This is a genomic window from Thiofractor thiocamini (assembly GCF_055384375.1).
In genome coordinates, this window is record NZ_AP042389.1 from 1,679,475 (window position 1) to 1,692,536 (window position 13,062).

General features: G+C 35.1%; 13 protein-coding genes and 1 other RNA gene. 5 read left to right on the top strand and 9 right to left on the bottom strand.

What is annotated here, in order from left to right; translation table 11 throughout:
* From ACZ47B_RS08500 to ACZ47B_RS08515, 4 genes are read left to right on the top strand one after another with little or no spacing between them, the layout of a single operon-like run.
* On the top strand, positions 1–1,020 hold the full coding sequence (locus ACZ47B_RS08500; RefSeq protein WP_464894119.1) for a ribonucleotide-diphosphate reductase subunit beta: 1,020 nt from the start codon (positions 1–3) through the stop codon (positions 1,018–1,020).
* Entirely contained in the window at positions 1,010–1,741 is a 732-nt protein-coding gene (locus ACZ47B_RS08505) for a carbon-nitrogen hydrolase family protein (protein WP_464894120.1), read from the top strand. Before ACZ47B_RS08500 ends, ACZ47B_RS08505 begins: the two co-directional genes overlap by 11 nt.
* A gap of 32 nt (positions 1,742–1,773) precedes the next feature.
* Positions 1,774–2,382 (top strand): protein-L-isoaspartate(D-aspartate) O-methyltransferase, encoded by a 609-nt coding sequence (locus ACZ47B_RS08510; protein WP_464895718.1) that lies wholly within the window; start codon positions 1,774–1,776, stop codon positions 2,380–2,382.
* A gap of 56 nt (positions 2,383–2,438) precedes the next feature.
* Positions 2,439–3,719, top strand: coding sequence for a citrate synthase (locus tag ACZ47B_RS08515; RefSeq protein WP_464894121.1), 1,281 nt, complete (start codon positions 2,439–2,441; stop codon positions 3,717–3,719).
* 17 nt (positions 3,720–3,736) lie between these two features.
* Here ACZ47B_RS08515 and ACZ47B_RS08520 read toward each other — a convergent pair whose 3' ends face one another.
* The 9 genes from ACZ47B_RS08520 to ACZ47B_RS08560 all read right to left on the bottom strand — a co-directional run bounded on the left by ACZ47B_RS08520 (position 3,737) and on the right by ACZ47B_RS08560 (position 12,890).
* Positions 3,737–4,315 (bottom strand): LutC/YkgG family protein, encoded by a 579-nt coding sequence (locus ACZ47B_RS08520; protein ID WP_464894122.1) that lies wholly within the window; start codon positions 4,313–4,315, stop codon positions 3,737–3,739.
* Positions 4,312–5,658 (bottom strand): lactate utilization protein B, encoded by a 1,347-nt coding sequence (locus ACZ47B_RS08525; RefSeq protein ID WP_464894123.1) that lies wholly within the window; start codon positions 5,656–5,658, stop codon positions 4,312–4,314. Before ACZ47B_RS08525 ends, ACZ47B_RS08520 begins: the two co-directional genes overlap by 4 nt.
* Positions 5,648–6,406, bottom strand: a complete 759-nt coding sequence (locus ACZ47B_RS08530; RefSeq protein ID WP_464894124.1) for a (Fe-S)-binding protein — start codon at positions 6,404–6,406, stop codon at positions 5,648–5,650. The genes ACZ47B_RS08525 and ACZ47B_RS08530 overlap by 11 nt, the downstream gene beginning before the upstream one ends.
* On the bottom strand, positions 6,403–7,746 hold the full coding sequence (locus ACZ47B_RS08535; RefSeq protein ID WP_464894125.1) for a TRAP transporter large permease: 1,344 nt from the start codon (positions 7,744–7,746) through the stop codon (positions 6,403–6,405). The genes ACZ47B_RS08530 and ACZ47B_RS08535 overlap by 4 nt, the downstream gene beginning before the upstream one ends.
* A complete protein-coding gene (locus ACZ47B_RS08540; RefSeq protein ID WP_464894126.1) occupies positions 7,746–8,312 on the bottom strand; it encodes a TRAP transporter small permease subunit in 567 nt (188 codons plus the stop codon). Before ACZ47B_RS08540 ends, ACZ47B_RS08535 begins: the two co-directional genes overlap by 1 nt.
* 58 nt (positions 8,313–8,370) lie before the next feature.
* Positions 8,371–9,453, bottom strand: coding sequence for a TRAP transporter substrate-binding protein (locus ACZ47B_RS08545; RefSeq protein ID WP_464894127.1), 1,083 nt, complete (start codon positions 9,451–9,453; stop codon positions 8,371–8,373).
* A gap of 51 nt (positions 9,454–9,504) precedes the next feature.
* Positions 9,505–10,149, bottom strand: a complete 645-nt coding sequence (locus ACZ47B_RS08550; RefSeq protein WP_464894128.1) for a response regulator transcription factor — start codon at positions 10,147–10,149, stop codon at positions 9,505–9,507.
* Positions 10,150–10,240: 91 nt separating this feature from the next.
* Positions 10,241–12,448, bottom strand: a complete 2,208-nt coding sequence (locus ACZ47B_RS08555) for an ABC transporter substrate binding protein (RefSeq protein WP_464894129.1) — start codon at positions 12,446–12,448, stop codon at positions 10,241–10,243.
* Positions 12,432–12,890: a hypothetical protein gene (locus ACZ47B_RS08560; RefSeq protein WP_464894130.1), complete on the bottom strand. Its 459-nt coding sequence runs from the start codon at positions 12,888–12,890 to the stop codon at positions 12,432–12,434. Before ACZ47B_RS08560 ends, ACZ47B_RS08555 begins: the two co-directional genes overlap by 17 nt.
* A gap of 63 nt (positions 12,891–12,953) precedes the next feature.
* Between ACZ47B_RS08560 and ffs the strand changes: the two genes are divergently transcribed.
* An RNA gene (gene ffs, locus ACZ47B_RS08565) (signal recognition particle sRNA small type) lies at positions 12,954–13,051 on the top strand.
* The last annotated feature ends 11 nt before the right edge of the window (positions 13,052–13,062 follow it).

Below are 13,062 nucleotides of genomic sequence, written 5' to 3' on the forward strand. Positions count from 1 at the left end.
GTGGAGAGGAAAAGGATATATAACCCAAACTCAAAAGAGGGGGTAAGCGATAGAAAGATTTTCGGAGGAGATCCGACCGGAATTTTTGAACTTAACAGGATAAAGTATCAGTGGGCATACAATCTTTGGGATATGATGCTAAACAATACCTGGTTTCCAAAAGAGGTCGATATGACCCAGGATGTAAGGGACTATAAGCTTTTAACAGAACAGGAAAAGATATCTTATGACAAAGCCCTTTCGCAGCTTATATTTATGGATTCTTTGCAAACAAACAATCTTATAGACAATGTAAACCCTTTTATAACAACTCCTGAGATTAACCTTATACTCGTAAGACAAGCCTACGAAGAGGCTTTGCACTCTCAAAGCTATGCGGTTATGGTTGACAGTATTTCAAGCAATACAGACGAGATATATGAAATGTGGAGAAGTGACAAACAGCTCAAAGGAAAAAATGACTACATAGCAAGTGTCTATGAAAACTTGGCAGAAAATCCAACAGAAGAAAATATAGTAAAAGCCATGTTCGCCAACCAAATTTTAGAAGGATTGTACTTTTACAGTGGCTTTACTTTCTTTTATACACTCGCAAGAAGTGGAAAGATGCTGGGGTCTGCTCAAATGATAAGATTTATCCAACGAGATGAAGTAACCCATCTTCTTCTTTTTCAAAACATGATAAATGCCACAAAAAGAGAAAGACCGGACTTATTTACAAAGGAGCTTATAGATGAAGTTTATCATATGTTCGAAGAGGCGGTCAAACTTGAAATAGCATGGGGCAAGTACATAACTAACGGTCAGATACTAGGACTTACCGATGATATCATAGATGAGTATATCAAATACCTTGCAAATGACAGACTAAAAGCAGTGGGGCTGAAACCTCTATATGATGCACAGCATCCTATCAAATGGGTGGATAGCTTCAGTAAATTCAACGACCAAAAAACAAACTTTTTTGAAGGAAACGTTACCAATTATTCCAAAGGCAGTTTGACTTTTGATGACTTTTAAAGAGTTAGTCGCACTTCAATTTAGCTATGAAGATTTTGCCTTTGAAGAGAATTTTAAAAAGTTCTCTTCACTGGTGAAAAAAACTCCAAAAAACTCTATCATCGTAGCACCGGAGCTTTGTATTAGCAACTTTTGTTATGATGATATGAAACGGGCTGCTACTTTTTCCAAAGAGATCGAAAGTGAGATAAAAAAACTCTCTTGCGATAAAACCCTGTGTCTTACCATGCTGGAAAAGGACGGAAAGGATTTTGTCAATCGTGCAAAAGTTTATCATAACGGCAAGAGTGTTTTTGAAAGAGACAAGTATCAACTTTTTAAATTTGGCAATGAACACAGACACTTCAAAGCAGGCAAGAAAGAGGATATAAAAATCTTTGAGATAGAGGGTATAAAGTATGCTATTATCATCTGTTTTGAGCTAAGATTTGTTGATATTTGGCAAAAAATCCAAGGAGCTGACATCATCCTCATTCCCTCCTTGTGGGGAAAGCTTAGAAAAAAACACCTTGAGATACTTGGAAACGCTCTATCTTTAGCAAACCAATGTTTTGTGGCTATCGCCAACAGTGCCAACGAAGATATGGCAAAAAGCTCACTCATATCCACTCCTTTTGGAGAAATGTATAAAGATGATAGAAAAGATATAGTACAAAAAAAGATAAATTTAAAAGAGATAAAAAAGATGAGAAGATACCTTGATGTAGGGATAAAAAGTTGAATAGCAAATTACAACTACAAAAATGTAGAAAGATGGCTGATGAGATAGATAAAGTTTTTACTTTGCGAGAAAAAACCAAAATTGCCTTTGCATGTATAGATCGCCAAATGTTCGTTCCGATTGGTTTTAAACACTTTGCATACAAACTTGACGCTTTACCGCTGTCTTCAAGCCAGTGGATCAGTTCTCCTTTGACAGTTGCTAAAATGACAGAGTATCTTATGATAGACAAGGATGTCGATTCAGTGTTGGAGATAGGTTGCGGTAGCGGTTATCAAGCTGCGATCTTAAGCAAAATCGTTAGAAGAGTTTTTACCATAGAGAGGGTTCAAAAACTTGGCTTGGAGGCTAAAGAAAGATTTAAAAAATTAAATTTAACCAATATAAATGTAAGATGTGATGACGGTCAAAACGGATGGAGCAGTTATGCTCCCTATGACAGGATACTTTTTTCGGCAACTGCCAAAGAAATTCCAAAAAAGATATTTGAACAGTTAAAAAACGGGGGTATACTCATAGCTCCCATAGAAAAAGATAACAAACATATCATCACAAAATTTATCAAAGAAGATGACGACATCAAAGAAATCGAGATTGAAAGTTGTAAATTTGTTCCAATTTTAGATGGAGTTGAAAAATAATCTGATATAATAAGAGCAACTAATTTACCTGTCAGGTAAAAATCAAGGAGATCATTATGTCCGAAGTAGCAACCTTAAAAATTGGCGACAAAACATATGAGTATCCCATACTTGAAGGAACCAGAGGTCCTAAAGTTTTAGATATAAGAACATTTTACAAAGATACCGGGATGTTTACCTATGATCCCGGTTTTACTTCGACGGCGAGCTGTAAGTCAGACATCACTTTCATCAACGGTGAAAAGGGTGAACTTAGATACAGGGGTTATCCTATAGAGGATTTGGCAACTAAGCATAATTATATAGAAGTCTGTTATCTTCTTTTAAACGGAAAACTTCCTTCAAAAGAGGAGGCCTTGGAATTTGACAATGAGTTAAGGCATAGAGCTTTTATAGATGAGGGTTTAAGAAAACTATTTGACTCCTTTCCAAGAACAGCCCATCCTATGGCGATGCTCTCTTCGGCAGTCAGTGCACTCTCTGCTTTTTATTTTGATCATTTAGACGTAAAGGATGAAAAAGATTTTGAAGAGATGTCCGCCAGGATCATAGCCAAGATGCCTACGTTAACGGCTTTTGCATATAGAAGAGTGCTTGGTATACCTATCATTCAACCGGATATCGATAGATACTTTACTGAAAATTTTCTTTACATGATGAGAGCATATCCGGGCGGAAAAATGCATAGAGACGTTGGAGAAAAAGCACCGACTACTATAAGTGATATAGAGATCAAAGCACTCGATACTATTTTTACTCTGCATGCGGACCACGAACAAAATGCTTCAACTACAACAGTTAGAGCCGTAGCATCTACCGGAGCCCATCCTTATGCTGCCATATCAGCCGGCATAAACGCTCTATGGGGTAGAGCCCACGGTGGAGCAAACGAATCAGTCATAGCTCAACTCGAACTAATAGGCGATGTTGGCAATGTCGATAAATATATCAAAAAAGCAAAAGATCCTGATGATCCTTTTAGACTCATGGGATTTGGTCACAGGGTTTACAAAAACTTTGATCCAAGAGCCAAAATACTTAAAAAACTCCAAGATCAGTTAAAAGATGAGTTAAATCTTGACTCAAAACTACTTGATATAGCTCATAAGATAGAGGATATAGCACTAAATGACGAATACTTCATAAAAAGAAACCTATATCCAAATATAGACTTTTATTCAGGAGTTATCCTGACAGCCCTTGGAATTCCAAGAAATCTTTTTACCGCCATCTTTGTCATAGGAAGAACGGTCGGATGGATAAGCCAATGGATGGAGCTCAAAAAAGATACAAAAGCAAAAATTGCAAGACCGAGACAATTATATGTCGGACCTTAGTGTAGAAGATTTTTCTTCTACACTATAAAAACCATATGCTCCATTGCTCCATGGGCTCCGATGACCAAAGACTGCTCTATATCCGCTGTTTTTGAAGGGCCGCTTATGAAAACTCCAAAGTTTGATGAGTTTATATCCATACTTTCATAAGCTTCTTGCATATTGCTTACTATATTTTTTCTATCTATTATAATGATAAGAGTTTTAGTTATGAAAAAAACCGCTCTAAAATCCATATCTTTATCACTACACCAAACGGCTCCATTTTCTGCTACTGCTAAATCCCCTTTAACTATGGATATATCTATATCTTTTAAATCCTGTGGTTTTTTTATATCGCTTTTTTTCACGGTACCGACTTTTATATCATCGATGCAAGAGATGATCTTTTTATCACTTCCAAAAATTTCTGCCAATTTTTCCGGGATTTCATCTTTTTTAAGCTCAAGTGCTTCGCCACCTGCTTTTTTGAGTGATTCTTTAAAAGCTTCTATCTTATGCTCATATTCAGTTAAATCCATACTGTTTTCATCAAGCTTTATCTCATTTAGATTTGCTTTTTTTATAGCTTTTAGTATCTCTTCTTTTGATGTCATTTTTTACTCTCTTTGTAGATATCTTTAAAGCTTTTTTTAGCAAGCTTCGGAAGCTCTCTACCATCTCCCCAGAGATTTAAACTCTTTGGAAGCAAGGGAAGTATGACTCTTGAAGTTTTAAATGCAACCCTGGTTAAAAAGGGATAAGAAAATACAAATGTAGCCAATTTTAAAGCTTTTGTTTTTACAGGGCTTAGATATCCTTTGTTAACGTACTCTTTTCTATAGGAAAGCAGTTGATGGGTGATATCTATCTTAACCGGGCAGACATTGTTGCAACTTCCGCAAAGCGTGGATGCAAAGGCGGTATCACCGTTATGTTTCAAGTCTCTGTTTGAGCCAAGAAGTGAGCCTATGGGCCCAGGTATGATATAGGGATAGCTATGTCCTCCGCTTCTTCTGTAAACCGGGCAAGTGTTCATACAAGCTCCACACCTTATACATTGCAAAGAGTTTGCAAACTCTTTTTGGGAGAGTATTTTAGATCTTCCGTTATCCACTATGACTATATGTATCTTTGTATCATTTGCCGGTTTTGTATAGTGTGAAGTATAAGTCGTGATAGCTTGACCGGTCGCACTTCTTGCTAAAAGTCTTACAAAAATGCCCAAGTCTTTTACTCTTGGCACTATCTTTTCTATACCCATGCAGGCTATATGAAGCTTAGTAAGACTTGTCCCCATATCTGCATTGCCTTCATTGGTGCAAACTACGAAACTTCCGCTTTCACTTATAGCGAAATTTACTCCGGTGATCGCGGCATCCGCATTTAAAAATTTCTCTCTTAAATGCTCTCTTGCTGCTCTTGTAAGATATGTTGGGTCATTATCACCCTCTTTTGTTTTTAAAAACTTCCTAAAAGTATCTCCGACTTGCTCTTTTTTTAAATGAATTGCCGGAAGTACAATGTGACTTGGCTTTTCATGTCTAAGTTGTATGATTCGCTCACCTAAATCGGTATCAACCACCTCTATACCTTTATGCTCTAAAAAAGGATTTAAATGACACTCTTCGGTTAGCATCGACTTACTTTTAACGACCTTTTTAACACTGTTTTCTTTTAGGATTTTATAAACTATTTTATTGTGTTCAAGTGCATCTTTTGCCCAGTGAACTATCATGCCGTTTTTGATAGCATTTTTCTCAAACTCTTGCAAGTAGTGATCGAGTCTGCTTAATGTGTGAGCTTTTATGTTGGAAGCTTTTTTTCTTAAATCCTCCCACTCTTTTACCTCTTTTGATGCCGCATCTCTTTTTTGTCTTACAAACCAAAGAGCGTCATCCTGCCAGGAGGCAAACTTCTCATCTTTTAAAAACTCTTTTGCTTTATCTCTATGACTCATTTTCTAAGCCTGCAAGGATTTGAGCTATGTGTATGATTTTGATATCATAATCATTTGCTTTTATGATACCTTCCATATGCATAAGACAAGAACTATCATAGCCGACTATATACTTTGCACCTGCACTCAAATGATCCAAGACTCTGTCTTTTCCCATTGTTATAGATATTTCAGGCTCATTTATACTAAATGTTCCACCAAAACCGCAACACTCATCAGGTCTCTTTAAATCAACAATTTCTATATCTTTTATCATTTTTAAAAGCTTAAGAGGTTTTGAATGGTATGGTTCATTTAATTCCGAAGGGGTTGCCAAATGAAGTTCTCTTAAGCCGTGGCAACTTTGATGAAAACCGACTTTATGAGGAAAACTTACATCAAGTTCTTTTACATCAACGATATCGGTTAAAAATTCACATATTTCATATATGGAGCTTTGTACTTTTTTATATCTCTCATCTATTTCTATAAAGTCGGAATAATGGTTTTTAACCATGGAAACACAGCTGGCACTTGGAGCTACTATATAATCATACTTGTAAAAAATATCTACAAATCTAAGAGCCAGTTTTTTTGTATCGTTTGCACAACCTGTATTTGCCATAGGTTGCCCGCAGCAAGTCTGCTCCAAAGGATACTCTACTTTGTAATCATATTTTTCAAGCAGCCTCAGAGTTGCCAAGGCTGCTTTTGGGTAAATCTCATCTATATAACAGGGGATAAACAATCCGACTGTTTTTTGAGTCATGAATGCATTCCAAAAAATCCCGGATATATGATAACAATACCCAATATAAACATTTGTATAATGATAAATGGTACTATACCTCTATATATATCCATTGTTTTCACCGAAGGCGGTGCAACACCTTTTAGATAAAAGAGACTAAAGCCAAACGGTGGTGTCAGGAATGAACTTTGGAGGTTCATAGCTATAAGTATCGCATACCACATAGGATTTATCCCTATAGTATCGGCAATCGGTACAAGTATAGGGACAATTATATATGAAATCTCTATAAAATCTATAAAAAATCCGAGTATAAAGATAATGATCATGGAAAGTATGACAAATCCCCACTTTTGTCCCGGTAAATTGGTCATAAAGTTTTCTATGAGTATATCACCGCCGGTATAGGTAAATACCATCGAAAAAGCTGTTGCACCTATAAGGATTCCAAAAACCATAGCGGTTGTTTTTGAACTCTCTAATGCAGCTTCTTCAAGTATCTTCCATGAAAATTGCTTATACATTATAGCCAGGATGATAGCACCGACACTTCCAACGGCTGATGACTCGGTCGGGGTTGCAATACCTGCAAAGATAGACCCCAAAACCACTATGATAAGTGTCAAAGGAGGAAGTATGGCTTTTAAAGCACCCCATATTTGTTGCATTTTCGTTCCGGTATTTCCTTCGAGTTTTATAGGGGGCGCTACATCTTTTTTCATAAAGGAAATTACAAGTATATATATCACATAAGCTGCAACTAGCAAAAATCCGGGGCCAAATGCCTGCCTAAAAAGATCTCCTACGGGGATTTGAAATACATCTCCCAAGATAATAAGTACTATAGAGGGGGGGATTATCTGTCCCAAAGTTCCCGCAGCACATATGGTACCGCAAGCCAAAGGCTTGGAGTAATTATACTTTAACATTACAGGAAGCGATATAACACCCATCGCTATGACACTAGCTCCCACAACACCTGTCGAAGCAGCTAGCAATGCGCCGACCAAAACCGTACTGATAGCTACTCCGCCTCTTACCTCTCCAAACAAAAATCCCATAGACTCAAGAAGTCTCTCGGCAAGTTTACTTTTTTGAAGTACGATACCCATAAATATAAAAAGCGGTATTGCCATCAATATCGTATTTGTCATGATTGACCATATACGATGAGGCATCATGGCGAACATATTGACACCTTCATCCCATGCTTCCATCATAGTCCCGCCATCAGGCAGCACTGTCAAGAATCCTGCGGCCATACCGAAAAAGACTGAGACGGCTCCAAATGTAAAAGCAACCGGAAATCCTATAAGAAGCATAACCAAAGCTGTAAAAAACATGGTAATTCCGATCATTACTCTATACCTCCCTCTTCAATAGCTTCTTTTATCTCATCCTCTCTTGTCTTGACCCTGCTGTATCCTCTGTAAACATTTATATTTTTTATGATGAAACCTATACTTGCAAAGATAAGAAGTATAAATGAAAAAGGTATGAATGCTTTAATGATCCATCTATGGGTAAGTCCACCAGGATCACCGCTAATCTCATGCATTTGATATGACTCTTTAACAAAATCTATGGAGCCGTACGCTATAAGTAGTGACAATGGCCACAAAAAAAGTATAACCCCTACTATGTTTACTATAGCCTGAGTTTTTGGACTCCATCTGTCATATAGCACATCAACCCTTACATGCCCGTCTTCTTTGAGAGTGTAAGAAACTCCAAGAAGTATGATTACCGAAAAAATATGCCACTCAAGTTCCTGCATTGCGATTGAGCCTTCTCTGAAAATATATCTCATAATAACATCATAAAATACATTTAACATCATCAAAAGCATCAAATATGCACACAGTTTGCCTATTTTATCGATAATCTTGTCAAAAATTATCTCTGCTTTTACTAATTTATCCATTTTATTTTTCCTAATAGTTTGTAGTGACTCTCCCCTAAAAAGGGGAGAGAAAAAGAGTTTACTCTTGATTATACATATTTGCTTTTAGGTATAGGAAGTCAGACATTTTTGTCCACTCTCTAACCATTTTCAAATAATTTCTTTGATCCTGCAAAATCTCTTTAAATAGTGGATCTTTTGCGGCATATTTGGCCAAAACTTCATCGGTGGCTTTTTTCATAGCTTTTAAAACCTCTTTAGGGAAAGTTTTGACCTTGATTTGCGGGTACTCTTCTTTCATTTTTTTCCAAGCTCTTGCACTCATATCATAGTTTTGAACATACATATCAAAAGCGTTTGCTTTCATAGCATCTTTTAAAATCGTCTTTAAATTATCTGGAAGTTTGTCCCATTTTCTTTTATTTACAAAATATGTAAGAGATGTAGCAGGCTCATGCCATCCGGTATAGTAGTACTTGGCAATTTCATGAAATCCCATTCTTATATCCATTCCAGGTCCAACCCACTCTAACGCGTCGATATTGCCTCTTTCAAGTGAAGTATAAAGTTCACCCGGAGCTATATTGGTAACGGTAACTCCAAGTTTTGCCATAACTTCTCCGGCAAGTCCTGGAATCCTCATCTTCAAACCTTTTAAATCAGCCAAAGAGTTTATAGGTTTTCTAAACCATCCACCCATCTGGTTTCCTGTAGCACCTCCCGGGAATGCCATGATATTGTACTTGTTATATACTTTTTCCATATATTTCAAGCCATTACCATAGTAAAACCATGCCCACTGCTCGGCAGCTATCATGCCAAATGGAATTGTTGTGAAGAACATTGTATTTGGATCTTTACCTTTATAGTAGTAAGATGCGGTATGTCCCATCTCATACTGACCGGCTCTTACCATATCGAAGATACCAAACGGAGATTTGTGTTTATTTTTGGAGTCAACTCTTATAATAAGTTGACCGTTACTCATCTTTTTGACATCATCGGCAAATTTATATACCGTGTCACTAAACGGAGGTAAATTTGTCGGCCATGTCATCGCAAGTTTCCAGTGATAAACTCTGGCACTTGCGGCACTGATACTCATACTGACTGCCAAAGCCGCAACTGCTGCAGTCTTAATAGTCGTTGAAAAAAACTTCATATATGCTCCTTTTAAAAATTTTACAACAATTCTAGCATATATATATGACATTTACATGACAAAAAATCTATATCCTTCATTTATTTCTGTTTTTATACAATTTGGAGGAAGTTTTTTTCTAACTCTTTTAACCAGTGCCCTTATGGAGTCTATGGTTGTAAGCTGTCCCTCCCATACAAAACTTTGTATCCTCTCATAAGTTACAAGTTTCCCCTGGTAATTTATAAACAATTCGAGCAAAAGTTTCTCTTTTTTGGATAATTCTACTATTTCACTATTTTTGTAAAGACAATTCTCTTTGGCATCAAAAGTATAATCTTTGTATATATTTATGATGTTTTTTTCGATATTGCATAATTTCTTTATTTTTATGATCAATTCATCTATATAAAAAGGTTTTTTTATATAATCATCACATCCTCTTTTATATGCATCTTTTATTATATCTAGTTCGATGGTTGAACTTATGATGATGATAGGAACATTTGAAAAATAATCCCTTATATGTTTTACTATCTCCACTCCGTTGACATTTGGTACATTTATATCCAAAACATAACAGTTGTACCCACTCCCGATAGATTGCAAGGCATCCGCACCGTCAGTAAAAGAATCGACTTCAAAGCCTTCTATCTTCAATCTTTTGCCAATTGTATTGTTTAATCTTTTATTATCCTCCAAAAGCAGTATCTTCATATTTATTTCTCCTTCATTTGGAAACAAGTTTCCAAATCAATTCCTCTTACTAAAGCTTTGCCTTCGGTAAGAATGAAACTAAGTTTCATATTTATTTCTCCTTGTGGACAGGGATGATAATAATAAATTCAACTATATCCTCATCCTTATTTTCTACATTTATTTTTCCATCCATTTTATCTTCTATGATAAGTCTTGCCACATACAGACCCAATCCCGTACCATTTTTCTTTGTTGTAAAATATGGATCGAATATAGACTCTATGATATCATTTTTTATATGTCCGGCATTGTCTCTTATCTTTATAAAAGCCGTCTCTTCTTTTAAAAAAGCTTCTATTTCTATAGTGTATTTTTTATCTTTATCATTTAGTTCGATTATCTTGGATTTGGCGTTGTTTATAAGATTTAAAAGTACTTGTTTGAAGTCATTTTCATACCCATATATACTTATATCCTCTTTTGTTTTTTCTATAGTAAATATAAGATCTATATTTGCGTAAAATATCTGTTTTCCTATAATCTCATAAATTTCACTAAATACTTTTTTTAGGGAAAACTTTCTTTTTTCAACCGAAGGCTTTAAAAAGCTCCTGAAATCTTTTATCGTATTTGACATATATTGTATCTGTATCATAGAATCTTTAACAAACTCTTTTATATCTTCCTTGTCTATGTTTCCTTCTAAAAAATTTATCTGCAAATCCTGAACGATTGCGGATAATTCCACCAAAGGTTCATTCCACTGATGTGCAATGGCTGCTATCATATCACCCATTTCAGCTAATTTTGCCTGCTGGTTTAGAAGTTGCTTTTGCTGTGTCACTTCCGTAATATCATCTATGACACACACGATCCCACCGACACTGTTGTCGCTTAAATAAAACGGTGCTTTGCTTATGATGACCTGTTTGGCAAATTTTCCGTCTTTCGAATACAGTGTCGTTTCGTATATATCATTTTTTAAAGAATTCAAAAGTTCCTGATCTCTTTTTGTATTTTCACTAGCTACAAATTTTTTAAAGAATGCATAACTGGTCTTACCTATTATATCTTTTTTTTGTGCACCGATAAAATCAGCATAAGCTTTATTGCATCCTAGATATTTACCGTCTTTATCTTTGTAAAATATAGGATTTGGCATGGTTTCAATAAGAACTTCCAAAAACTTCAGCTGCTCTTGAAGCTTTTTTTCAGCTCTGTTTTTTTTAGTTATATTGATAAGCAAAATCATACTGATTATCAATAAAAAAAGTAAAATAGATCCAAATATCCACACAATCTTTTTATGTTGTTCATAAAAAGATTTTGGTTTATTTAAGATAATTGCCTCTTTTTTTATATCTTTTGGTATTTTTAAATGATATTTTTTAAGTAAATTATAGTCGAAGATATATTTTGAAGTACTTTTTTTAAGAATCGGTATATCTTTGGGTTCAATTCCGTTTAGTATCAATGCTACCATCTTTGCCGCTTCATCACCTTGAGAATATCCGTTTAGGAGTGCGCCTCCGACTACTCCATAGCCCATATCAAAATCCCATAGGCCAAATATGGGAACTTTACTAACTGACGATACCTCTTTTAGCGAATCTTTATACGTAAAATATTTTCCCGATTTGTCTCTTTGATGAAATACATACAAAATAGCATCATGATTCCCTAGTGATTTCACTATCTTTTTTATACCTTTCAAATCGAACATATCGAGATATTCATAATTTAGATAAAAGTAATTTTTCATAATTTTAAAGATATCTTTCTTGATATCCAAACCACTTTTTGATTCATCGCTTATGATAAGGATCTTGTTTAGATACGGTACCATTTTGGTTATCAAGTCTATATTTTTTTTAATATCCACATTTTCCACTACCCCGGTAACCCTGTATCTAAAGTTTGGATAATTTATCATTTTTTCACTGAAGTTGTTAATACCGCAAAAAACTATATAACTGTTTTGAAAAATTTTATCCCTGAATTTGGTTAAAAACTCCAAAGCATTGTTGTCAACTGCTATGATGACATCAAATGCGGTGTATTTGAACTCTTCTTTATAAAGTTCTAAAAGTTTGTTGTAGTATGAGTCATTTTCTATCCTTTTTGCATCCATATAAAGTGTGGTGATGTTGACATTTGGATCGTTTTTGAAGTTATTATCTATAGCTTTTGATATGTCATCACTCCATTTGTAACCTTTATGATAAGAGTGAAGGACAAGTATGTTGTATCTCTCATATGAATATAGTAGCGTATGGATAATAAATAAAATAAAAAATATTTTACTTATTGTTTTCATTATTTAACAAACCTTTGTATTCCAACTCCCTTTTAAAATATTCAATGATTCTGAGTCTTAAAAGTTTTTCATCTGTTGTAGCTTTACATTTTAAAAACCGGTTTAATTTTTCTATATCGATTTTTTTATAGAATTTAGGGTACTTTTTTAAACTTTTATCAATATCAAGTATCAAATCGTCAACATACAAGTCATTCATTTCCTGAACTTTTTTCACATATTCCAAAGTTGTATTTATAAGTATCTCGGCTCTGTTTTCATCATCTTTATATATCTCATTGGCGATACTTTCCAAAGTCTCTTTTTCACATTCATCTATGCTATCTTTTATGCTTATCATAGACGCGAGAAGCTTCGCTCTAAATTCCAAAGAACTGTGATGAAAAACCAAAAATTCCCTGAAAAAAGAGTAGATATAATTTTTTATCTTTTTTAATATCATATTAACCTCATTTTAGATATAATATCACTATCATTGAGGATATCAAGGTATCTTCAATGCTTCTCTTCAGACCTGTGCAATAGGCTTGCAGGACAACGCTTCAGGGCGGGAACGCAGCAGAGCACCCTGTGAGTTTATGTGCCGCAGCCACCTGAAGGGAAGTGCTTTTATA